We start from the raw sequence: 22,721 nt of genomic DNA, 5'->3' as shown, positions 1-22,721 counted from the left end.
GTCAGGGGTCGCCGTTGAAGAAGAACTCCGGCCAGCGCTGCATGAACAGGGCCTGTTCGCGCTTCCAGCGGCGCAGCTTTTCCTCGTTGGCCTCTTCCCTGCCGCGCGAGGTGAACTCGTAGTGGTACAGCTCGGCATAGGGCGTAAAGATGGTACGGTAGCCCGCCTCCCAGACGCGCAGGCAAAAGTCTGCGTCGTAAAAGCCGACGGCGAATTCCTTGTTATAGCCTCCGACCTGCTCAAATACGTCGCGTCGGACCATCTGACAAGCGCCCGTTACGGCGCTGAAGTTGCCGGGGCGCACGGCGCGGGCAAGATAGCCCTCGCGCTTTGCAAAAGGCATCTTTGTGGCCGCAAATTAAAAAACGCAATACCATGCCCATATCGATACGTCATATGCGGCCAACGCATTCTATTGATGTGGAAACCGGTTCGATTCCTTGATTTAAACCGAAGCCTCTACAGCAATTAATAGCGCCTCCAACAACACCAGCACCAGAAACATGCCAACCGAGCCATCATCGACGGTCTCAGAAAACTTCGCAACGGTTACCACGTCAGCCTTCGGCTCGATCGGCTTCTTAACAGCAGCCTCGATGATAGTCGTCTTAGCTGCAACAACCGTGGGCGATACTATATCTATAACAGGCCTTGCGTGCCCACGACTCACTTTACTAGATGGTTATCGACCAACCCGCAACAACCAGAGAACACTAGTTCAGAATCCCAATCGTTCCAACACCAGCGTAGAGGGTTCGTCGGCAAATCACGCATGCGGTAGAAAATGGCAAGAGCCTAAATTTAGTTCGAAGCTTTATTTAACAAATCGAAAGGGCCGATAAAACGCATGATGAAACTAACCAAGAGCCTCCTGAGACCCTCCAGCATCAAGCAAATCGCAAACACAGCCGTTGGAACCAGAAGCACCTGCAATAATCCCAGTCCAACGCCGACACGCGTAAAGGGAAACAGCGAGCTCCAAAGCCAACTTCGGATAGGCGCATAGTCAGAAATAAGATAAGTAGCAAAACAAAGCCTCGCTACAGCGTTAACGAAACGGGAGGAAAAATGCGGCATCTTTAAATCGACCAACAAGACCGAAACTGCTATAGCTAACGAAAAAATAGACGCCGGTGAACCGAAAAAACCGCTATACAAATTCGCAAAGGTCGAGCCCAGCAAGCCATCAAAATGGAATTGACCGTAAAACGAGATTGCAACTCCCACAAAGGAAGCAATGCAGCAAGCAACCAGGAGCCGCATATCCACTATTGACAAGTCTACATACCAGCGAATATAGCAAACAACAACGCAAATTATAATAAAATCTACTAGTAGCCCGTCGATGGGAATCCAAAAGAGCGGCACATAACGCAGAAATCCAAAGACAGAGACCAGAAAAACTCCTAGATACAGATGTAGTTTCTGGCCCAACGCATGCAAAGCCGGAAGTATAAAGGGCAGCAAAAATACAAGCCAAGCATAGACGGTTACAAACCACCAACTAGAACCAGTAAGAGTTGGTGCAAAAATATCTATCAAATTGGTTGGACTTACTTGAATATCGCCGCGAAGCATGAAGAAAAAGCCCAGCGCAATACTATAAAAGAGAACCGTGCCTTCGATTGAAGCTATCTGTTTAACAGCCTTGTTTATGGAGTATTCGACTTTCCCCGCAACAAACCAGATTGTTATGGCAACAAAGCAGCCGACCGCAGTTCTTCCAATTGGATAGAAAAAGATATTGTAGATAAACCTAGTAAACGAATCAGGAAATACGGAAACAGAATCAGCGTTGTGAACAACAAAATGCTGAGCCATTACCGTCCACATAAGGACAATGCGAAGTAATTCGATACGGGAATCTCGCATTTTTACCATAATGCTCCCAAGTAAAATCAAAACCTAATAATACCTCGACCTAGAACCGTTCGAGAATCTCCTCGGCGTTCTCTCGTAGATAGATATCTAGGTCCGGCACGGCAAACTGAACGTAACCCCTCTGTGGTGCCTGAATAACCTCTCTTTGTAGCAATTTGGCCCTAATAGAGCTGATCTCATTGGTCTTTTTACCCATGCGCTTAGCAATCTCGGATGATTTGGACTGTTGTTTATCCTCGCACATGGCCAAAAGGTATTTGATATCGTTGAGCCCCAGTCCCGAAATCGCGGGCTCGTGAACAACATCGTGAAAACGAGCCTCTGCCAGCGCAATGCCTTCAGTGACGTCGCGCTCGCTCACAATGGCACTTTTGACACGATGCAAGTTGGCGCGCTGCCAAATGGAATAACCGACCAGCTGCACCAGATAGGCATAGCCCTTAGTGGCCTTAGCGGCTCTCGACAGGAGATTGTCCTCTATGGTCAAGCCAGTAGCGACAAAGCTATCGCCCATAGAGAGCGCTACCTCCACCTGGTTGATAGGCGCCAGATCTTCGGGGAGGGCACGACGCAAGAACGTAAGCGCCTTGCCGTTAATAAGATCCATAACACCGGCGGGTAACCCGGCAAAGGCAAGTGCGATATCTACTTTTTCCCCTATCAAAAGCTGAACCGTAGACGCAATGACACGCATATCGTCAATCGGAGCGTCCTGAACTTCATCGATGGCAATAAAAAGACCCTTGGATGACTTCGCTGCCGAACTCAGTAACTTTCTAAGGCTCGGCTCTTTGGGCGCAACGTCAACTTTCGCGGAAACAAAGCCGGCGTTTACGCCGACCGAAGCATTGGCCGCAAGGGAAGAATCAGCAACCTGATCCCACAAGTCCAGCAATAAGTTAGGGCCAGCAGAGACAATAGCGGTCTTCCATCCAAGCTCTCGAGCACGATCCCTAAGATCGCAGAGCAAAACAGTTTTTCCGGAGCCCCTCGGTCCAGCAATGCGCATGAGCCTCGCAGGTGCACCAATTCCCGCATTCAAGCTCTCGGTAAACTCAAGAGCGATATCGTCACGGCCAATTATGCGCGGAGGCTCAGCGCCGGCAGTGGGACGAAACGGATTATGGAATGCTGTGGCGCTCACTTGTTTGCCTTTCTAGGGAATCGATTAACAGCCAATCATCGTTTAAATAATTATCGTAGACTATATCCGATAATATCGAGTTATATAAGCCTGTATAAACTTATCGCGGAAGTATCGAGCTTTCGTAATTTGTCTTAATTAGTAGTCCACCATTGCTTTCTTCCAAGCTCATAGCAAAAGAAAGTTAAGGACTTCCTAAAAACCATTGCCTTAGACCGAGAAATACTCACTCTCATCGGATAAGTTCGGCCCCAACCACGGATCGCCGTTGAGGAAGAATTCTGGCCAGCGCTGCATGAACAGTGCCTGCTCGCGCTTCCAGCGGCGCAGCTTTTCCTCGTTGGCCTCTTCCCTACCGCGCGAGGTGAACTCGTAGTGATACAGCTCGGCATAGGGCGTAAAGATAGTACGGTAGCCCGCCTCCCACACGCGTAGGCAAAAGTCCGCATCGTTGAAGCCGACGGCGAATTCCTCGTTGTAGCCGCCAACCTGCTCAAACACGTCGCGACGAACCATCTGGCAGGCGCCCGTTACGGCGCTAAAGTTGCCCGGGCGCACAGCGCGGGCAAGATAGCCCTCGCGCTTTGCCGAGAAGTCCTGGTTAGCATGGGCAAGCGCGCCGCGCACGGCAACCAAAATGCCGGCATGCTGCACCAGATGATCGGCAAAATAGAGCTTGGCGCCCACCACACCCGCATCGGGACGCTGCAGATAGCCCATCATCTCTTCGATAAAGTCCGGGCTTATAACCTCGGTATCGTTATTAAGCAACAGCAGATAGTCGCCCTTGGCATGCTCAACGCCAAAGTTGATGATCTGGGAGTAATTAAACTCGCCCGGCCACCACTCAACGCGCGCTGCACCCTTGCCACCAGACGCAGCGGCTACGCGCTCCGGCAGGGCCTCGTAATACGCAAAGGTCTCCGGGTCTTCGCTGTTGTTCTCCACCAAGACGATCTCGTAGTTGGCATACGTAGCCTTCTGGACTATCGACATTACGCAGGCGTCGAGCGTCTCGACGTGGTCCTTGGTGGGAATCACAATGCTCACCAGCGGCGCAGGCTCCTGCAGCGCATAGCGCATACGGTAGACAAACGGCGTCTCGGACTCCTCGACCGTTCCGCGAACGCCCAGCGAGTCAAAGTGACGCTGTAGCGCAAGGCGTCCGGCCTCGATGGCATATGGCTTGCTATCGGCAGAACCGTCGGCGGTAGAACCGGGGTGCACGCGCCAGTGATACAGCACGTGCGCAACGTGCTCGAAGCAAACACCCGCCGCAAGGCAGCGGAGCGTCAGGTCGTAATCCTGGGCACCCGCAACGTCTTCCGGCGACACGCCAATGCGATCGATGAGCGCCTTCTCCACCATCAGAAAATGCGTCACGCAGTTATGGCTATAGAGCAGGTCAACGTTAATCTTAGTCTTAAAGACCGGCTGGCCCCACTCCCCCGTTTTCTGGAACATGTCTTCGTCGCAAAACAGGACCTGAGGGCGCTCGTCCTTGGCGCCCTTGTTCAGAGCGGCAACATAGCGGAACAGCGCGTCCGGTTCCAGGATGTCGTCGTGGTCTAAGAATGCGATGTAGTCGCCCGTCGCTTGCTGAATACCTGCGTTGGTGTTGACCACGATGCCGCCGTTACCGGGCAGCTCGATGCGACGGACGCGCTCGTCGTGAGCGGCGGCCGCAAGATTGGCCACCGCATCCCATTCGGGCGAGGCGTCCATCAGAAGCAATTCCCAGTTGTCATAGCTCTGGGCAAGCAGCGAATCCAGCAACTCACGCAGGTAAACCCGATCGGTCTTATAGCACGGCACCACAATGCTCAAGAGCGGCCTGTAGGCGAATGCCGCCGCGGCGACGCGCTGACACGCCAAGTCGCCCGGCTTTGCGCGATGCTGCTCAAACCAACGGCGATAGGCAGCATCGTCCGCGCGTGCATCCTTCATGCGGTTCCAGCTGTCGTCGACCATACCGTTGTACAGGCGGCCATCCATGGCGCAAAAACCGCTCTGAATCTGGCCCGCGGGATCAGTTGCAATCGCAACAAAGTCTCGAATGTCCTCGGGCATCTCCACGCTCAGATACGTTTTATTGACGCGGCATCCGTTCTGCTGAGACACGTCGACCTGCGACTCGAACATATGAACCGTGGCATCGATGACATTCATATGCGTATCGAGTATCTCAAGCTGGGGCGTGCACTGGGAGTCTCCCGCCCATGTGACCTCGTAGCGCCACACAGCGCCCGAATCGGCCGGAAGATAACGGACGGCATCGATCTCGTAGCGGCCGCAGCGCTCGCCGCGCTGCGCATCGCGGATGAGCGCACACAACGCAGGCTTTGCCTTGTAGTTAATCTTGGATTCCAGCTTAGCCATACGGCTATCGAGGCGAATGGATCCAAGCTTTTGGCCACTGGACGCAAAGTCGACGTCGGTCGCAGAGCCATCCAAAAACGGCAGCACTAAGACGGCGAGCTCGCGCTCATAGCCCGCAACTGAAGGGCATAGCGCCAACACGCGGCCATGATCGACCGGTAGCACCAACAACGGCACGCTGGCGCCATTGGTCGTCGCGTGGGCAAAAGCCCGGGAGCCCTCGCACTCAATAATCCCCGCGACATCCTCGCCGACAATACGAAGCAGCACAAACAGGCGACCCTGGCTGCGGCAAAGCGCCAAACGCTTGATACTCATCTCTATACTTCTCGCTTTCCCAGGGCATTCGCGGCCATGCGCTTGCACGCGCCCAGGCGCCCAAACCTCAAGACGTCGTAATCGAACATGAGCTTTTTGCACGCACGAGCATTGGGAGCCTTGCTGGTAAGTGCCGCACGCACCATAGCGGCGACAGCAGGAGCGCATTGTGCGAGCGCGGCATCGCCACTTACAGCAGAGCCGTTAAGCACTACTGCCACGGCAGCGAGCACCTTGCCGCAGTCCGAACCCAGCAACCTGAGCGCATCATACAGCACCAGATCGCATAGGAAATAAGCCAGGTCCTCGGCATGCTGAGCATCGAGGCCGTCGCGCTGCCAGTCAGTCAGCACCGCGGAGTAAATCTTCACGTGCTCCAGCAGGCGCGTCTCGTCGTCGTAGCGCATGGTGTCCATGAGCGAGCCCTTGCGCGCCACGCGATAGTCGTACAGCTTGTTCGAAATAAGCGCGGTCTTGTGCGAACGACCATACGCGGCAAAGTCGAAGACCTGGTCCTCGCCATACTTGACGGTCTCGTCGAACACGATCCCGTTGTTGAGCAAAAACTCACGCTTGCAGGCGGTGCGCCACGCAAAGGGACGAGACGCTTCCTTAAACAGCAGGTCAGAGCTATAGCCTTCAAACGAAACATCGCGCGGGCTCAGCACATAGTTAAGCCACGGATACCCCGACTCCAGCGGATACGGGTTCGCGCCAAAGGTCAAAACGTCGCAGCCCTCACGCTCAAAGGCATCGATGATCACGCGGCACGCGTCGGGTGTAAACCGGTCGTCGGAATCCAAAAACGCGACGATGGGCGCCGTGGACGCGGCGATGCCCGCATTACGCGCGCTCGACAGGCCGCCGTTCTCCTTATCGACCAGCGTAAAGCGCGCGTCCTTTTCGCAGTAGGCAGCCGCGATGTCGCGCGAGCCATCCGGCGAGCCATCGTTGACCAGCACGCCTTCCCAATCGGGCACGTCCTGTGCAAGCAGGGAGTCCAGGCACCAGGCCAAGCACTCCTCCACCTTATAGATGGGAACGACAACGGAAATCTTGGGGGTAGCCATGGTCACGCGCTCCTACTGTGCCGCCGGCACGTCGTCGGGATGCGGGTTATCGCCGTAGGTGCGCTGATACGTCAGCACGCGCCAGACCAGCGGCAGGCCGCCGATCTTAAAGTAGTGCTTAAACGTATTGAGCTTGCCCGGCTTCTTAAAGTCAAAACGCGAATCGATGTAGGCGCGGGGCGACTTGACCATCAAGCGCAAGTCGGTCTCGCCGCGCGGGTCGAACAGCGACAGGTCAAAGCGACCGGCGTCCCAATCGGCCTTGAGCTCGGGCGAGGCTTTCTCCCAAAACTGCTCGCGCAGCTCGTCGACCAGGCGCTCATCATTCCAGCGGTACGTATCGACCTTCATGCGCATTAAAATGCCTTGAAGCTGCGCCTTAAGCTCGGGTCGCTCATCCAAAAAGCGCTGCATCTCGGCATATTCGTCGCACACGCAAAACACCTTGTTGGGCGAATTAACGGAGCTCTTCTCGTTATCCTGGCGATAGCAGAGGATGGGGTCCGCAATAAACGCGGCACGCTCGGCGCACGCCCAAACCTTAAAGTTAAAGCCCGCATCCTGATACGATGCCCCCGGCGTGGGAAGGAAACGAATCTGATTGTCGTTGAGGAACTCGCGCCGATAGATGGCCGACCAAATGGAAGGCTTGCGGTAGAAGATGCCCGGGCGATCGACGGGGCGATATGCGGCGCCCGTCATATACTCGTCGATGATCCCAAACAGCTCACGGCGCTCGCTGGGCGTGGACCAATACAGGTAAAAGTCGCCCTTAACGACATCGGCATGCTCAGCATCGGCCTTGGCGACCAGCTTTTGGAGCGAATCCTCAAACATAAAGTCGTCAGACTCAAGGATGCCCACGTACTCACCGCGCGCCATCTCCAGACCGCGGTTCATCGAGTCGCCGTAGCCGCTGTTGGCTTTGTCGATCATCTTTACACGGGGGTCGCGCTCCATGTACTCGCGGATGATATCCGGCGAGCTATCGGTGGAACCGTCATTGATGCAGATGATCTCGATGTCCTTGAGCGTCTGCGCCACGGCGGAATCGAGGCACTCGCGCAGGTAGCGTTCGACATTGCAAATGGGAACAAGCAGCGAAACTTTAGGGGTATCAGAGTTCTGCAAGAGAACCTCCTGTTGAATAGCGTATAACAGGGTTATTTTAGCAGCCGAGTTGCGGCGGGCGGCAGCGCTTGGTATTAGATAAAGCGCTCCAGGCAGGCTTTGAGACCGCGAGTCGAAAGATAGAACAGCGTGGCGTCTGCCATCGAAACGCCCGAGGTCGCCGCAACGAGCTTGTGGGCAACACGGCAAACGGCGCCCTTGGCAGGCATATCCGCCCACTCCGTTCCCAAAAACGTCGTAAGGTCCATGCTGACGCGAGCCGCCACGCGATGGAAGCCATCAGCATCCAAGCGCGCCAGGTCGAACACAATGAGGTCCAAAAACCAGGTGACCAGCTCGCCGGGGCACAGGTCCAAAAGACCGTAGGCAACCCAATTCTCCAAGACTTCCTCGAGCATCATCATATGGGCATCGAGCTTTTTGTCGCGAGCCTCGTCACTATTGAACTCATGCGTCGCCGAGTCGCTCTCCATCACATAGTGGTAGAACTTGTCCGGCATGGCGACGGTTTTGTTGGCAAGCGCATAGGCCGCGAACTGGAATACAACGTCCTCGCCCAAAGCCAACCCGGGAGCAAAGCGAATACCCTCGCGATTAAGCAGCTCGCGCGAAAAGGCCGCACGGCAGGCATACGGCTGCGCATTCGCATGGAACAGCAGCCGGGGATCGTGTGTGCCAAAGGTACCCGCTTTGGGGCTCATGAGCTGCTGGACGCGCTTGGAAGCGGCATCGGCGGGCTCACAGACGCCACCAAAAACGGCGACCTCGGCATCCGACGACTCCATAGCCTGCAGCACGCGCTCGACCGTCTGGGCATCGATGTAATCGTCGGCGTCTACAAAGAAGACGACTTCGCCCTCGGCGGCATCGATACCGGCATTTCGAGCACACGAGACGCCCGCGTTTTCCTGGTCAATCACCAGTACGCGATCGTCGGCTTGCGCAACCTGGCGCAACACGTTCAACGAATCGTCAGTTGAACCGTCGTTGACGCAGACAACCTGAATCGAGCGCTCGGACTGCGCCAAGAGCGAGTCGAGGCATCGCTGAATCGAGCGTGCCGAGTTGTATACGGGGACGACAATGGTAGCTTTAGGACACGAGGCCTCTCCCATGCCGACCTACCCCCTCAGCGATTCGATGAGGAAGGCGGCGACCACGCCTGGGCCTCCAACCGAGGCGTAATACTTAGCACGCCCCAAGGCACCATCCGTCGCAAAACTCGGATGCTCGTCAACCCAGCCCTCAGGATCTTTGAGGATGGCAGCGAGATTTGCGCGCTTCCACGGCTTGAGGTCGTCAAGCGAAAAGTCCCCCGCGTCCAAGGCCGCCTGAAATTCCTTGGCCATCTGCACCAGGAACTCCTTATAGAACTTAGGCGCCAGGCGCACGTAGTTCCACATGTACGAATCGTACTTAATGAGCTGGTTGAACTTGAGCATGCGCGCGACGTCATCACCTGCGTGGTCGCGGGCATAATCCTCTCGAATCCAACGCTCAATCTCGGCATACTCGGTATTGACGCAAAAGACCTTAGCCGAAGAATTGACCGAGGAATTCTCGTTGTCCTGGCGATACGACAACACGGCATCATGCAGGTAAACAGCCTTATCGGCGCACGCGATCACCTTAAAGGCGAATGACGTGTCCTGAAAGGATGCCCCCGGAGTCGGCAGGAACGTAATGCCGTTGCGCTCAAGAAAATCGCGACGGTACACGGCCGACCAAATCGACGGCTTTTGCTTAAAGAACTGCGTCGTATCGCTCGGATGCACCGGCTTGCCGCAATCTTGAGGTCTAAACATCTCGTGCAGCGAACGGCGCTCCTCGGGCTTAGACCAGTAGAAATCAAAGTTCGCCTTCGCAAAGTCGGCATTATTGCTATCGGCGGCCGAGACAAGCTTTTCGAGTGCGTCGGGCGCCATAAAGTCATCGGACTCCAAGATGCCAACGTACTTGCCACGCGCCATCTCCAGACCGTGGTTCATCGAGTCGCCGTAGCCGCTGTTGGCCTTGTCGATCATCTTGACGCGCCTATCGCGCTCCATATACTCGCGGATAATCGCCGGCGAGTTGTCGGTCGACCCGTCGTTAATGCAGATGATCTCAATATCCTTGAGCGTCTGCGCCAGGGCGGAATCGAGGCACTCGCGCAGGTAGCGCTGAACATTGTAAATGGGAATAAGCAGCGACAGAACAGGGCTGCCAGAGGCGTTAGTAGACAAATGTGCTCCTTAGGAAATACCTGTCGTTTCATGGTATCAAAGGGTCAGCGCGCCAGCGGGCGTTTATATAATCTATGGAGCTCGCAGAGGCAAACCGATAAGAAAGGACGTCATGCAGCCCAAAGCCGCACGCAACATACCCATCGAAGCGCTGCGCTTGGTAGCGGTCGCTGGCATCGCGGTATTCCACACGTTTCAGTGGACCTTCCAAGCCGTCTGCGTCGGCGCCGTGGAATATGCCCCACTTGCGATATTCCCCTATTCCGGCGCGCTCGGTTTTATTAACTTGCTTGGCTGCTGGGCCAACGAGGTCTTCTTTATGATCTCGGGCTATTTTCTCATCGCTTCGGCCGCGCGTGCTTGGGACGGTGGAGCAACGTGGAAGTCGCAAATGCAACGGACGGCGCAGCGCCTTGGCAAGGTCATTATGCCCACTGCGTTTTATTGCCTCGTGGCGCTCGCGTGGTCCACGGTCGTCTCACCCATTCCCGATGTTACCCTCAATACGCACTACTGGTACACGCTAGGCCTTGAGTTTATCTGGGTCTATGCCGCCACGGTCTTCATGGCGACATGGTTTGGACTGGCTAAGAGTCGACTCCCCCAGAAAACCTACAAGACGACGGTCATCGCCGTTGGCATCCTCGCATTTGTTGTTAACGGGTATTTAGCCGCTATGAGTGCGACAAGCGCCGGCGAGTTTTCTTGGCTCCAAAAGTTCATGAGCGCCGCCACGTACGTAATCGCGTTTTTGATCGGCGGGCTGCTCCGCGACGTAACCGACGCCATGGATTCGGACAGGGCGGGCGCCTTAGGCACGCGGTCGCTCGCAGCGGTTTTGGTGCTCGCCACCATCCTGGAAGGAGCACTCTCCTTCACCGGCAACCTCACGGCGATGGCAGTCCTCTCCTACAAATCAACCTCGTTGATCTCGTTTGCCCTCGCTGCCGCCTCTCTGCTCTTTGCGGCGACCCGGCGCAGTGCCTCAGGCAATCCACGGACCGCAGGTGTCATCGTCACCTTATCGACCGCCACGCTTGGTTTCTATGTGATGCAGTCGCTCACCAGTAGCCTGTGGCGTCCCGTCTTCAATACGTTGCTCGCAAACATACTGATCAGCCAAAACAGCCCGGCAGCTATATGTATCGTCACGGGTACCGTCATTAGCATCGTCTTTGCCTTAGCGCTCCTCATCATCGACGCAGCTAGAAGCCTTATCGCTCGCAAGCCCAAGCGGCAATAGACACGCTGCCGTCAGACCCTAAAGCCGCTACAGCCGTGGCAGGTTCCTGCGTTTTATTCAAAGCTTGCCGTCAAGGTGCGCCGAGCCTTTACAATAGGACAGTCTCAAGGACGTATTCGATAGCTTCCGCGCAGCACTCGCCCGCCGCGCGTGAAAGGATATATTGCCTCATGCCTTCAAACCTTCCCGCTCCCATCGATAAGCTCGCCATCGTCGTCGTTACGTACAAGCGCCAGGAACTCCTGGCCAACTTGTTCGACTCTATGACCGAGCTCACGGCAACGCCCTGGCGCATCGTGATTGTCGATAACGAGAATTCGCGCGAGACCGAGGCCATGTGCACCGCATTCAACGAGCGCCTGGCCAACCTGTGGGGCATCGACACCGAGCAGCCCGACGCGCAGGGCGGCACCGACCGTGTCATCTACGCCCCGCAGCTCGAAAACGGCGGCGGTGCGGGCGGCTTCTCCGCCGGCACTAAATGCGCCTACGACTTGGGGGCCCAGTGGTTCTGGGTCATGGACGACGACGTGCTCGTCATCCCCGAAGGCATCGAACGCTTGGCCAAGTGGACCGACCGCTACGACGTCATCCAGGGTTCGCGCCTGGACTTTGACGGCGGCGCCTTCTTTTGGCAGTACCAGCTCATCCTTTCGCTCGGCATCCCTAACCCCGTCGCCAAGTGGGACTTAGGCCCCGAGGGCTATCGCGCCATGAACCAGCTGTGCTTTGAGGGCGGCATGTTCTCGCGCCGCGTGGTCGACAAGATTGGCCTGCCCGATGCGCGCTTCTTTATCTACGGTGACGATGCCTGCTACGGCTACGTAGCCAGCCAACACTTCCCCGCCGCCGTGGTCGCCGACGTGGTGCTCAAGCGCGCCCGCGCCGTCTCTAACTGGGATATCGCCGGCAAGCGCCAGCTCAACTCCACGAGCGACACCAACCGTTACTACATCATGCGCAACCGCGGTTATCTGGCACGCTACATGCAGATCTACGGCGACTACCACCCTGTGCTGTTCCGTCTGGGCAACGCCGCGACCTTCTGCAAGGAATTCATTCGCCTGGCCGTGGTCGACAAGTGCTTTAAGACCGGCATTCCGGCGCTGCGCCGTGGCATGAAGGACGCCCGAAAGATCATCAAGGACCCCGACTGGAAGCCCATGCCGCCCATGAAGGACACCGAGTAACGGAAGCCGGAAACACCTCGGCGCTTAAAGCCGCTGGCACACCGTAGCCACATGCTGCCCATCAAAACCGAACCCCCAGCGCATGCGACCCACGCCGGGTCGCGGCACACGGATTTCGTCGATGCCGTCGCGCTCTATGTCGAGTAGCGACTGCACGGCCAGCAATTCCAGACCCAGCGCATCCACACCGGGGTCATACATCATGTTGATCGTTATCAGCGGACGTTCATCGAGCATACCGATCGTGTCAGCTACGTCGAACACAGCGCCCGTAGGAAAAACCTGGATGTCCCAGCGACCCGCGCCACACTTTCGCCTCGAAGCAGGATTGGCATAGCCCGGCAAGCCAAAGCAGAGCCCCTGCAAGAGCAGATGATATGGCAGCGGCTTATCTGGGTCGGTCTCACCGATACCCGCATCCCCCAGGATGCGGCTTAGCGCCCGCCTCACGGTATCCTCGTTCCCACGGCACAGCCCGTCGCGAAACGCATCGACATCTCGAGTGTCTTCGGCAGCGCACTCAAACCACTCAACAATCACTAGACGCAAGGCCTGACGAAGCTCGTTATTGGGCAATCGCAAAGCACGGAGGCGATCGCGATGCTCTGGCTCCTCAGTCATATCCGTCGTGAGAAAACCGGACAGATACAGCGCTGTCCACATGACATCGTCAGGCGAGACATCTGGCTCTGCAGTGCCCAAACAAAGCGGGACCTCAGCGCACCCATGGGCCTCGAGCAAATCAAACAAGACCGAAAGGCGGTCGAGATTCCACCCGGCAACTACCCTACTCAGGCAATCGGCATATCCATACAGATCGGCACGCACAGACGCCGTGCAGCCTCGGTCCAAAAACCCAATCACACGCTCTGGACTCGAGCAATAGGCCCTGCCAAACCGATACCCCTCGAGCCATTCACGCGCATCATCCAGGTATTCCTCGCGCCCAGCATGATTCAAAAGAGCCTCGACCTCGGCATCCGAAAAACCGAAACATCGGTCACACCACGCCGACAGCGGCGTCGTCAGACAATACGAGCAGCCGCGCGAAGAAAGCGCCGCTTCGGCAGGAGCGGGACACTCCCCCATCAGACACGTCAGCCGCAACGAATCGCGCGCAGTGGCAATGGCGTCAAACAGCACACGGTCAAGTAGTTCTGCCGGATCGGCACCGGAAGCGCCCCTCGCGCTTGCACGGCCCAACCATGCCGCATCGTACCCATCAACGAGCAATACAACCTGCTCATCGCAGGCCATCTCCAGCAGCTCAATGAGCACACCGAGCACCGAGTCAACCTCATCCGCGCTCGCCACGCCACGCGCGACACATTCGATGTGACGCACCTTGTCTCGAGCTAAATCCGGAGCCTCCAAAAGCGCCAGCAGGCGGGCACACTCGCCCGAAAGGGCATCGCGCACGACGCTGGCAATAGCGGCGCCACGCCTCGCAGCGCCAGAAAAATCCAGCGATATCACCGGATAGCAAGCGTACTCATCCCGATAGCGCCCGCCGTCCGCATCCCAAATCTGAGCATCGGCAAACAAACGCTGACCAGCACGACCGACCGCTGGACGCTCCAGAAAAGCCCTGAGCATCGACAAGTTCATGCTCTTGCCAAAACCCACGGGTCGACAGCACACCACAACGGACGCGTCGCAGTCCAACACATCGGCAATAAACATGGTCTTGTCGACCAGCGTGCAGCAACCAAGAGTCTCCGCATAGTCGTGCATGCCAATGGGCAAAGCCGCATCGTCGGCACAGCCGATCAAACGCACGCCAAAGCCGTCAGCACAACCATTATTTGCCTGTTCAGACACCAAAACGTTCCCCCTAAATCGCAACACGATGCCAATTGTAATGACCGCCTCGCGCGTACCGATGTCGCCGCGCAAACATATCGGGCAACGGTAGCAACAAGAGGTATGAGGGGGCATAACTAATCGTTGCACAACAAAACGGGGCCCAATGTATTAGCACCAGACCCCGTCCCAACTCTTTAGTTATCTAGCAACCGAGAGGCTACTCCTCCGAGCCGTCCTCCCCAGAAGCCTTCTTCTGCTGATCGAGCTTATGCTTACCACTTACGATAGACGTAGCGCCCAGTGTGGCCAAGCTTGCACTGGCAAGGCTCGCCATAACGATAAGGTCGCCCGTCTTGGGCATGTTGCCGCCAGATGACTTGGTCGTTGTAGTCGTCGTGGTTGTAGTGGTCACCGTCTTGGAGTCATTTTGCTCCTGGTTCTGGTTGTCGGTGTTGCCCTTACTGCTGTCCTCGCCCTGCTGCTTTCCGTCCTCGGTCTTGTCCTTGTTCTTGTCCTTCTCCTCAGATTCAGACTTCTTGTCCTCGTCCTTCTTCTGACCGGACTTGTCGCCCTTCTCATCAGAGCTAGGACCCTTATCGGATTCAGCCTTCTCGGAAGCCTTGTCCTTGGAGTCGCCCTTTGCGGCTTCGGTCTTTTCCGTGGAAACCTGATCAGAGTTGTCCTTGTTCTGGGCCGAGCCGTTATTGACGCCAGCCATCAGCGAAGAACCCAGCGTAGAACCAAGCTGCTCGGAGAAAGAAGGCTTCTTGTCCGGCGAAGCAACGGGAGCGTCCGGCGCCTTATTCGAGTCGTCCTTGGAAGCATCGGAATCAGGGGTCGTGTCAGAGCCGGAGCCGTTGTTAGAGCCGGTGTCAACGGACGAATCGCTCGAGCCGGTAGATGAGTTAGAGGTGTCAGCGCCGGTCGAACCAGAAGCGTCGCTGTCCGTATTGCCGGCAGAGCTTGAAGGCGAATCGCCCGCAGCAGAGCCGTTCGAATCGGAGCCGTTCGAGGTAGAGCCGTCGTTGGTAGTGCCACCAGCAGAGCCATTACCGTCAGCATCGGTCGAGGGCGCATCCATCCTGTCATCGTTGGCATCGTCACTCGAGTCGTCATTCGAATCAGGTGTCGGCGAGGGCACCGGCGTGGGCTCGGGCTGCACGGGCGTCGCAGCGGCTGCCTCGTCCTCGGCGATATAAGCCAAGCAGTCCTTTAGCTCATTGCGGTAGCGGTTCTTCCAGCCCTCGTGGTACTGGGGCTGGCTTGCATACTTGGTCGCCACGTTATTGACCACGCTGTTGGAAAGCGCCGTCACAAACTCGCGGTCGGACATATCGTTGGAAAGATTCGCCCAGCGGAAAAAGTCCCTGCAGCCACCGGTGCCGCACATGTTGGTAATGCTCCACACCATGCCCTTGACGCAATCGGCGCGGCCCGAAATATCAATACCCAGGCCGCTCTTGAGCCACGCCTCGGTCACCGCATAGTACGAGTTGTACGCATACGCATCCTGCAGAGCCGAAAACTCAGCAGGATCGGTGTTATAAGCACCCTGGAAGGCCTCCTGTGCAATACGGCCCAGCTCGGTAAGCTGGTCGTTCTCGTACATGGCATTGCTCGCGTTGGAAATCTCGCTGCCGCGATCAATCGCATCCTTGAGCATGCCGTACTTGGCAGAATCGTAGTTGTAAACCTGCTTCATAAACGGAATGAGCGACCAACGCCGGTCGAACTGGTAATAGCCCAGCGCGTTATAACCGTCGCCATACGAGAAGCCCTGGTTGTAGTTGCCATGGCTCTCGTACTTGGTAAAGTACTTCATCTCGGGAGTCACGTTGACAAACGAAACGCCCTGGACCGACCTCAGCACGCCCGAGAAGGACTGCTGGGTGTAGAGACCCTTATCGATATCGGTGGCATCCGAGGCAACGCCCGGCGTGGGCTCCTCGGCAGCGGCGGGTGCCGGCGCGGAAACGGCGCCAAACGAAAGCGCCAGCGTCAGGCCCGCGACAATCGCGGAATGCTTGGGCTGCATAAAATCCTCCCTGCATTGGTGTAGTTAAAGTGCAGTTTGCAAAGATGAGAATAAGTATTGCAGCTCGCCCGTTGTTGCACAACAACCCCTCGGTAAACGGCAACAACCCTCCGCGAAATCTTAAGGAATTGAGCTCAACCTACAGCTTAATGTCAAAGTTGATCTCGGGAACGGCGGCCAGGTCGGCCAACGTCACGCCGTCAACGTACTTTTCAATCACGTCGTCCAGCCCGCGCCAGAACTTGACGGTCGAGCACAAATCGCTACGGGTACAGCTATTGTCGATGCCGTCGCACGCCACGGGCGCCGTGCTGCCCTCGACAGCGCGCAGGATGTCGCCAGCACGCACCTCGGCCGGGTCCTTGGCCATCATGTAGCCGCCGCCCTTGCCGCGCACGCTCTTAAGCAGGCCCGCCTTCATAAGCGGACGAACCAGCTGCTCCAGATACTTTTGCGAGATATGCTCGCGGTCGGCAACCTCGCGCAGAGCAATCTTGCCCTCGGCGTCACCGAGCGCCGCGATATAGATCATCAGCCGGAGGGCATAGCGGCCCTTGGAAGAAATGAGCATACCTACCCTCCCATCGCATCTGGGACAACATAACCAGGTTTGTTTGTCCCAAATCTTAAGTAAGTGGGACAAACACAACAGGTTATTTTGTCCCAGAATTTGAAAAGTCGAGTGGATTAGTCGGGTTTTCCCTTGACTAACGCCGAACCCATAGTAACTTTATTCCGAGAAGATTCCTAGGGTTTAGTACACCTATGAGTACACCATATACAGAGAGGGACAGCATGAGCGCAAATCCGCTGCTTTCCATCGAAGGTCTGACCGCCTCCGTGGACGAGAAGACCATCCTCCACAACGTCAACCTCAACGTCGCCGCCGGCGAGACCCACGTGCTGATGGGACCCAATGGCGCCGGCAAGTCCACCCTCGGCCACCTGGTCATGGGCGACCCCGTCTATACCGTCAACGACGGCCGCATCGTCTTTGACGGCCAGGACATCACCGAGCTCACCACCGACAAGCGTTCGCGCGCCGGCCTGTTCCTGAGCTTCCAGGCCCCGGTCGAGATTCCGGGCGTGCCGCTGTCGAGCTTTTTGCGCGCCAGCATCGCCGGCCGCCCCGGCCTGGAGATGAAGGGCAAGGAGTTCCGCCGTCGCGTTAAGGAGCTCGCGGCCGAGCTCAACATGGACACCGCCTACCTCAACCGCGAGCTGGGCGTGGGCTTCTCGGGCGGCGAGAAGAAGAAGGTCGAGATGCTCCAGCTCCTGCTGCTGCAGCCCAAGCTCGCCATCTTGGACGAAACCGACTCCGGCCTGGACGTCGACGCCCTGTCCACCGTCAGCCACGGCATGGACGCCTACCGCAAGAGCTGCGACGGCTCCATGCTCATCATCACGCATAACACGCGCATCCTGGAGCACCTGGATGTCGACCGCGTCCACGTTATGGTCAAGGGCCACATCGTACGCGAGGACGACGCCTCGCTCATCCCCTGGATCGACAAGAACGGCTTTGAGACCTTTGAGCGCGAGGCCGCCGAGCAGCGTGCGCAGGCCCAGGCTGCCGCTGCCGAGCAGGCGTAAAGGGGCGACGCTATGACCAAGAACCGCACCGAGGTCGCGGACATCGACCGCAGCCTCTACGACTTCACCTATGGCGAGGAGGGATTCGAGCGCCTCGACGCCGGCATCACGCCCGACATCGTGCGCGAGATCAGCGCCAAGAAGGACGAGCCACAGTGGATGCTCGACCTGCGCCTCAAGTCCCTCGAGATTTTCAACCGTTTCCCGGATCCGACGTGGGGCCCCTCCATCGAGGGCCTGGACATGGACAACATCGTCACCTACGTCAAGCCCAACACCGACCAAAAGCACGACTGGGAGTCGGTGCCCGACGACATCAAGAACACCTTTGAGCGTCTGGGCATCCCCGAGGCCGAGCGCAGCTACCTGGCAGGCGTCGGCGCGCAGTACGACTCCGAGCTCGTCTACCACAACATGCAGGACACCGCATCCAAGATGGGTATCGTCTACTCCGGCATTGAGGAAGCCCTGCACGATCCGCAGTGGGAGCCGCTCATCCACGAGAAGTTTATGACGCTCATCCCGCCCACCGACCACAAGTTTGCGGCCCTGCACGGCGCCGTGTGGTCGGGCGGCTCGTTTGTCTACGTGCCCAAGGGCACCAAGCTCGATTTTCCGCTGCAGAGCTACTTCCGCCTCAACGCCAAGGGCGCCGGCCAGTTTGAGCACACGCTTATCATCGTCGAGGACGACGCCGACCTGCACTTTATCGAGGGTTGCTCCGCGCCCAAGTACAACGTGGCAAACCTCCACGCCGGCGCCGTGGAGCTCTTTGTAGGCAAGCGTGCGCACCTACGCTACTCGACCATCGAGAACTGGTCCAAGAACATGTACAACCTCAACACCAAGCGTGCGCGCGTGGACGAGGACGGCGACATCGAGTGGATCAGTGGCTCCTTCGGCAGCCACGTGGGCTACCTCTACCCCATGAGCGTGCTCAACGGCCGTCGCGCCCGCTCGAGCTTTACCGGTATCACCTTTGCCGGTGCCGGCCAGAACCTCGACACGGGCTGCAAAGTCGTACTCAACGCACCCGAGACCTCGGCGACTGTCGAGACCAAGGGCATCTCCAAGAGCGGCGGTATCCAGACCTTCCGCAGCTCTATCGTGGCCACGCCCAAGGCCGAGGGATCCAAGGCAACCGTGAGCTGTCAGTCGCTGATGCTCGACGACCAAAGCCGCTCCGACACCATCCCCGCCATGGACATCCGCGCCAAGAATGTCGACATCGGCCACGAGGCCACCATCGGCCGCATCGGCGACGACAAGGTGTTCTACCTGATGAGCCGCGGCATCTCGGAGGAAGAGGCACGCACCATGATCGTCAACGGCTTTGCCAACCCGGTCTCCAAGGAACTGCCGCTTGAGTACGCCGTCGAGATGAACAACCTGATCAAGCTCGAGATGGAAGGAGCGATCGGATAATGAAACAGACCACGAACACCGCTGCAACCACGCTTGAGCAGGTTAATGCGATGCCTGCGGCGACTTGGGGTTGGCTCAAGATGAACCAGACCAAGCTCGAGCTTTCCGACGAGCTTGCCACCGCTCCCGCCGAAGCCGTTGAGGTCGAGGGCCTGGACGAGCAATTCCGCGGCGCTGCCGACGCCTTCGATACCGCCATGGAAGCCATGGCCGAGCGCTTCCCCGAGCGCCGTGCCTCCGCCCCCGGCGACGCTGCCGACCGCACCCGCATCACGCCCGAGACCGAGCTCGACGTGCCCGCCACCTCCGTCTACCAGGCCGGCGCCATCAGGCTTGAAGAGGAACTCTCCCCCGCCGAGGCATTCGAGACCGGCATGGGCGAGGCCGCCTACGCCTACCTGGCCGACCACGCCACCAAGCGCATCGTCATCGATGTGCCCGCGTACAAGCACGCCACGGCTGCCGTGCGCGTGAGTGGCGTCGACGCTGCGGCCGCCATCGCCGCCATCGACGTCGTCGCCCGCCCGCAGGCAACGCTCGACTTGCAGATCGCCCTGGACTCCCCCGTTACCGGCGAGGGCGTCGTGGGCTCCGTGCTGCGCGTGTGCGCCCACGAGTACGCCACCGTCAACGTGACCTGCACGCAGACGCTCGACGACAGCTGGATCGCGCTCGACGACACCGGCCTGTTCCTGGACGAGGGCGCGCGCGTCAACGTGCAGCACACCGTCCTGGGTGCCGGCGCCAGCGCCACCGGCCTTGCCGGCGACCTGCTGGGCGATACCGCCAAGGTGACGATCGATACCGATTACCTGGGCGCCCGCGAGCAGGTGCGCGACTTTAACTACGAGCTGCGCCACCGCGGCCGCAAGACCGAGTGCGAGATCGACGCCAACGGCGTGCTGACCGGCACGCCCAAGAAGGTCTACCGCGGCACCATCGACCTCGTGCACGGCTGCAAGGGCGCAACCGGCACCGAGCGCGAGACCGTGTTGCTCGCCAACAAGGGCGTCGACAACAAGACCGTCCCCGTCATCCTGTGCGACGAGGACGACGTCGCCGGTAACCACGGCGCCACCATCGGCCACGTCCGCGACGAGCAGCTGTTCTACCTCGCCTGCCGCGGCCTCGACCAAAACGCCGCCGAGGATCTGTTTATTCGAGCCAAGCTGGAGGACGCTGCGCTTTCCGCCACCGATGAGCGCACCCGCGCCGCCGTCGTCCGCCTGGGCAACAACCTGATCGATAACTTTGAAGAGGAGCTCGCATGATCGATACCGAGCACGTTAAATGCGATACCTGCACCGCCCCCGAGCCCATGGAGCTCGACGCCAGCGACGAGGCTTCGCGCGGTTGGCCTACCGTCGACATCGAGACCAATCCCTACAAGGCGCAGTTCCCGCTGTTCCAGCAGCACCCCGAGATCGCCTTCCTCGATAGCGCTGCCACCGCGCAGCGCCCCGCCTGCGTGCTCGACGCCGAGCGCGACTTCTACCAGCGCATGAACGCCAACCCGCTGCGCGGCCTGTACTCGCTGTCCGTCGAGGCCACCGATGCCATCGCCAAGGTCCGCCAACAGATCGCCGACCTCATCGGCGCCGCCCAGGCCAACGAAGTCGTCTTCACCCGCAACACCAGCGAGTCGCTCAACCTGGTAGCCAAGAGCTTTGCGCCCACGGTGCTGGAGCCCGGCGACGAGGTCGTCATCACCATCATGGAGCACCACTCCAACCTGATCCCGTGGCAGCAGGTCTGCCGCGAGACCGGTGCCAAGCTCGTCTACCTCTACCCCACCAAGACCGGCCAGCTCACCACCGAGGAGGTCCTGGCCAAGGTCGGTCCCAAGACCAAGATTCTGGCCGTGGGTCAGGTCTCCAACGTGCTAGGCGTCGAGAACCCGGTCAAGAACCTCGGCAAGCTCGTGCACAAGTATGGCGGCTATCTGGTCGTCGACGGCGCGCAGTCGCTGCCGCACATGCCGGTCAACGTGGCCGATCTGGGTGCCGACTTCTTTGCCTTTAGCGCGCACAAGGCCATGGGCCCCATGGGCATCGGCGTGTTGTGGGGCAAGATGGACCTGCTCAACGCCATGCCGCCCATGCTCACCGGCGGCGAGATGATCGATTCGGTCACTGAGCAGGACGCCGTCTGGGCGCCCGTCCCCGAGAAGTTCGAGGCCGGCACGCAGGACGCCGCCGGCATCTTCGCCACAGGCGCCGCTCTCGACTACCTCGTCAACACGGTGGGCTACGAGAACATCCAGGCCCGCGAGCAGGCACTCGTCCATTACCTGATGGGCGAGCTCATGCAGCTCGACTTTGTCCAGATCATCGGCTCCATCTACTGGGATAACCATCACGGGGTCGTGAGCTTTAACGTCAAGGGCATCCACCCGCACGACGTCGCGAGCATCATGGACATGGACGGCGTGTGTATCCGCGCCGGCCACCACTGCGCACAGCCGCTGCTTACCTGGCTGGGCGTCGAGAACCTCGCCTGCTGCCGCGCCAGCGTGGCTTTCTACAACGACAAGGCCGACATCGACAAGTTCATCGCCGGCCTGCATCACGTTTGGAGCACGTTTAATGGGTAATCTGTACACCTCCACCACGTTTATGGAGCACAACTCGCACCCCGACTACAAGTACGAGATGGACGCCCCCACGCACGAGCACGACGGCATCAACCCCAGCTGCGGCGACGAGCTCACCTTGCAGCTGCGTGTCGAGAACGGCGTGATCGAGGAGGCCTCCTTTACCGGTCACGGCTGCGCCATCAGCCAGGCCAGCGCCGATATCATGGCCGACCTCATCACCGGCGAGACGGTCGAGGAGGCACGCCGCCTGGCCGGGCTCTTCCTGGCCATGATCCGCGGCGAGCAGCTCTCAGAGGAGGACCTGGAAGATCTGGACGAGGCCGCCCAACTCCAGGACATCTCGCACATGCCTGCCCGCGTCAAGTGCGCCGAGCTCGCCTGGCGCACCCTCGACGGTATGCTCGAGGGGCAAGCTAACCAGTAGCGGATGCCCCAAATCCAAGGATTTTGATTGCCGAGCCGCCCGATACGGGCGGCTCGGCTTTTTCATAACGAGCGCGGATACACAGTCCGCGCGTCCGGCGCCCCGTCTGTCATTTATCGCACGGCCAACCGCGAACACGAGCGTTTTCCACCGTACTAAAGCTTGTGACAGGACCACGGGCACGCCAGGCAATGTCCCAAGCCTCGTCTTACTGGGCTCCGGCTCGCCTCACGCCTGCCGCAGATGGGTCCCATAGGGTGC

General features: G+C 58.5%; 18 protein-coding genes. 7 read left to right on the top strand and 11 right to left on the bottom strand.

The annotated features are described in order from the left end of the window. Nucleotide 1 precedes the first annotated feature (1 nt). The 8 genes from I1M21_RS02225 to I1M21_RS02190 all read right to left on the bottom strand — a co-directional run bounded on the left by I1M21_RS02225 (nt 2) and on the right by I1M21_RS02190 (nt 10,148). On the bottom strand, nt 2–343 hold the full coding sequence (locus I1M21_RS02225; protein ID WP_195192253.1) for a glycosyltransferase family 2 protein: 342 nt from the start codon (nt 341–343) through the stop codon (nt 2–4). A gap of 458 nt (nt 344–801) precedes the next feature. Continuing rightward, on the bottom strand, nt 802–1,872 hold the full coding sequence (locus I1M21_RS02220; protein ID WP_324248724.1) for an acyltransferase family protein: 1,071 nt from the start codon (nt 1,870–1,872) through the stop codon (nt 802–804). A gap of 49 nt (nt 1,873–1,921) precedes the next feature. Then, nucleotides 1,922–3,025: an ATP-binding protein gene (locus tag I1M21_RS02215; RefSeq protein WP_271762374.1), complete on the bottom strand. Its 1,104-nt coding sequence runs from the start codon at nt 3,023–3,025 to the stop codon at nt 1,922–1,924. A 210-nt stretch (nt 3,026–3,235) separates the two neighbouring features. Next, nucleotides 3,236–5,722 carry a glycosyltransferase family 2 protein gene (locus tag I1M21_RS02210; RefSeq protein ID WP_195192251.1) on the bottom strand — a complete coding sequence of 829 codons (2,487 nt, stop codon included), beginning with the start codon at nt 5,720–5,722 and terminating at the stop codon, nt 3,236–3,238. A gap of 2 nt (nt 5,723–5,724) precedes the next feature. Beyond that, a complete protein-coding gene (locus I1M21_RS02205) occupies nt 5,725–6,792 on the bottom strand; it encodes a glycosyltransferase family 2 protein (protein WP_195192250.1) in 1,068 nt (355 codons plus the stop codon). 12 nt (nt 6,793–6,804) lie between these two features. Beyond that, entirely contained in the window at nt 6,805–7,923 is a 1,119-nt protein-coding gene (locus tag I1M21_RS02200) for a glycosyltransferase family 2 protein (protein WP_195192249.1), read from the bottom strand. Between the two features lie 74 nt (nt 7,924–7,997). Beyond that, on the bottom strand, nt 7,998–9,038 hold the full coding sequence (locus I1M21_RS02195) for a glycosyltransferase family 2 protein (protein WP_195192248.1): 1,041 nt from the start codon (nt 9,036–9,038) through the stop codon (nt 7,998–8,000). 6 nt (nt 9,039–9,044) lie between these two features. Next, on the bottom strand, nt 9,045–10,148 hold the full coding sequence (locus I1M21_RS02190) for a glycosyltransferase family 2 protein (protein WP_195192247.1): 1,104 nt from the start codon (nt 10,146–10,148) through the stop codon (nt 9,045–9,047). 112 nt (nt 10,149–10,260) lie between these two features. Between I1M21_RS02190 and I1M21_RS02185 the strand changes: the two genes are divergently transcribed. Both I1M21_RS02185 and I1M21_RS02180 read left to right on the top strand, forming a co-directional pair. Next, on the top strand, nt 10,261–11,391 hold the full coding sequence (locus tag I1M21_RS02185) for an acyltransferase family protein (RefSeq protein ID WP_195192246.1): 1,131 nt from the start codon (nt 10,261–10,263) through the stop codon (nt 11,389–11,391). 170 nt (nt 11,392–11,561) lie between these two features. Further along, nucleotides 11,562–12,581, top strand: coding sequence for a glycosyltransferase (locus tag I1M21_RS02180; RefSeq protein WP_195192245.1), 1,020 nt, complete (start codon nt 11,562–11,564; stop codon nt 12,579–12,581). A gap of 24 nt (nt 12,582–12,605) precedes the next feature. Here the strand turns inward: I1M21_RS02180 and I1M21_RS02175 are convergent, their stop codons facing one another. The 3 genes from I1M21_RS02175 to I1M21_RS02165 all read right to left on the bottom strand — a co-directional run bounded on the left by I1M21_RS02175 (nt 12,606) and on the right by I1M21_RS02165 (nt 16,993). Further along, entirely contained in the window at nt 12,606–14,402 is a 1,797-nt protein-coding gene (locus tag I1M21_RS02175) for an AAA family ATPase (protein WP_195192244.1), read from the bottom strand. A gap of 202 nt (nt 14,403–14,604) precedes the next feature. Then, nucleotides 14,605–16,422 carry a VgrG-related protein gene (locus tag I1M21_RS02170; protein ID WP_195192243.1) on the bottom strand — a complete coding sequence of 606 codons (1,818 nt, stop codon included), beginning with the start codon at nt 16,420–16,422 and terminating at the stop codon, nt 14,605–14,607. A 139-nt stretch (nt 16,423–16,561) separates the two neighbouring features. Continuing rightward, nucleotides 16,562–16,993, bottom strand: a complete 432-nt coding sequence (locus I1M21_RS02165; protein WP_055310594.1) for an RrF2 family transcriptional regulator — start codon at nt 16,991–16,993, stop codon at nt 16,562–16,564. Nucleotides 16,994–17,217: 224 nt separating this feature from the next. Here I1M21_RS02165 and sufC point away from each other — a divergent pair, with 224 nt between their 5' ends. From sufC to sufU, 5 genes are read left to right on the top strand one after another with little or no spacing between them, the layout of a single operon-like run. Further along, nucleotides 17,218–18,015: a Fe-S cluster assembly ATPase SufC gene (sufC, locus tag I1M21_RS02160; RefSeq protein WP_195192242.1), complete on the top strand. Its 798-nt coding sequence runs from the start codon at nt 17,218–17,220 to the stop codon at nt 18,013–18,015. A gap of 12 nt (nt 18,016–18,027) precedes the next feature. Next, the gene (gene sufB, locus I1M21_RS02155; protein WP_022094821.1) at nt 18,028–19,440 is read left to right on the top strand and encodes a Fe-S cluster assembly protein SufB; all 1,413 of its coding nucleotides are present in this window, start codon (nt 18,028–18,030) and stop codon (nt 19,438–19,440) included. Beyond that, the gene (locus I1M21_RS02150) at nt 19,440–20,711 is read left to right on the top strand and encodes a SufB/SufD family protein (RefSeq protein WP_195192241.1); all 1,272 of its coding nucleotides are present in this window, start codon (nt 19,440–19,442) and stop codon (nt 20,709–20,711) included. Before sufB ends, I1M21_RS02150 begins: the two co-directional genes overlap by 1 nt. Beyond that, nucleotides 20,708–22,033: an aminotransferase class V-fold PLP-dependent enzyme gene (locus I1M21_RS02145; RefSeq protein WP_229025530.1), complete on the top strand. Its 1,326-nt coding sequence runs from the start codon at nt 20,708–20,710 to the stop codon at nt 22,031–22,033. Before I1M21_RS02150 ends, I1M21_RS02145 begins: the two co-directional genes overlap by 4 nt. Then, a complete protein-coding gene (gene sufU, locus I1M21_RS02140; protein ID WP_117758331.1) occupies nt 22,026–22,460 on the top strand; it encodes a Fe-S cluster assembly sulfur transfer protein SufU in 435 nt (144 codons plus the stop codon). Before I1M21_RS02145 ends, sufU begins: the two co-directional genes overlap by 8 nt. The last annotated feature ends 261 nt before the right edge of the window (nt 22,461–22,721 follow it).

The organism is Collinsella aerofaciens (genome assembly GCF_015546965.1).
GTDB lineage: Bacteria > Actinomycetota > Coriobacteriia > Coriobacteriales > Coriobacteriaceae > Collinsella > Collinsella aerofaciens_X.
This window is presented reverse-complemented; position numbering and strand designations above follow the sequence as displayed.

Bases quoted from the DNA above. Each gene is read 5' to 3' on its own strand.
- I1M21_RS02225 (WP_195192253.1), bottom strand. From the start codon at position 343: ATGCCTTTTGCAAAGCGCGAGGGCTATCTTGCCCGCGCCGTGCGCCCC.
- I1M21_RS02220 (WP_324248724.1), bottom strand. From the start codon at position 1,872: ATGCGAGATTCCCGTATCGAATTACTTCGCATTGTCCTTATGTGGACG.
- I1M21_RS02210 (WP_195192251.1), bottom strand. From the start codon at position 5,722: ATGAGTATCAAGCGTTTGGCGCTTTGCCGCAGCCAGGGTCGCCTGTTT.
- I1M21_RS02205 (WP_195192250.1), bottom strand. From the start codon at position 6,792: ATGGCTACCCCCAAGATTTCCGTTGTCGTTCCCATCTATAAGGTGGAG.
- I1M21_RS02195 (WP_195192248.1), bottom strand. From the start codon at position 9,038: ATGGGAGAGGCCTCGTGTCCTAAAGCTACCATTGTCGTCCCCGTATAC.
- I1M21_RS02185 (WP_195192246.1), top strand. From the start codon at position 10,261: ATGCAGCCCAAAGCCGCACGCAACATACCCATCGAAGCGCTGCGCTTG.
- I1M21_RS02180 (WP_195192245.1), top strand. From the start codon at position 11,562: ATGCCTTCAAACCTTCCCGCTCCCATCGATAAGCTCGCCATCGTCGTC.
- I1M21_RS02170 (WP_195192243.1), bottom strand. From the start codon at position 16,422: ATGCAGCCCAAGCATTCCGCGATTGTCGCGGGCCTGACGCTGGCGCTT.
- I1M21_RS02165 (WP_055310594.1), bottom strand. From the start codon at position 16,993: ATGCTCATTTCTTCCAAGGGCCGCTATGCCCTCCGGCTGATGATCTAT.
- sufC (WP_195192242.1), top strand. From the start codon at position 17,218: ATGAGCGCAAATCCGCTGCTTTCCATCGAAGGTCTGACCGCCTCCGTG.
- sufB (WP_022094821.1), top strand. From the start codon at position 18,028: ATGACCAAGAACCGCACCGAGGTCGCGGACATCGACCGCAGCCTCTAC.
- I1M21_RS02150 (WP_195192241.1), top strand. From the start codon at position 19,440: ATGAAACAGACCACGAACACCGCTGCAACCACGCTTGAGCAGGTTAAT.
- I1M21_RS02145 (WP_229025530.1), top strand. From the start codon at position 20,708: ATGATCGATACCGAGCACGTTAAATGCGATACCTGCACCGCCCCCGAG.
- sufU (WP_117758331.1), top strand. From the start codon at position 22,026: ATGGGTAATCTGTACACCTCCACCACGTTTATGGAGCACAACTCGCAC.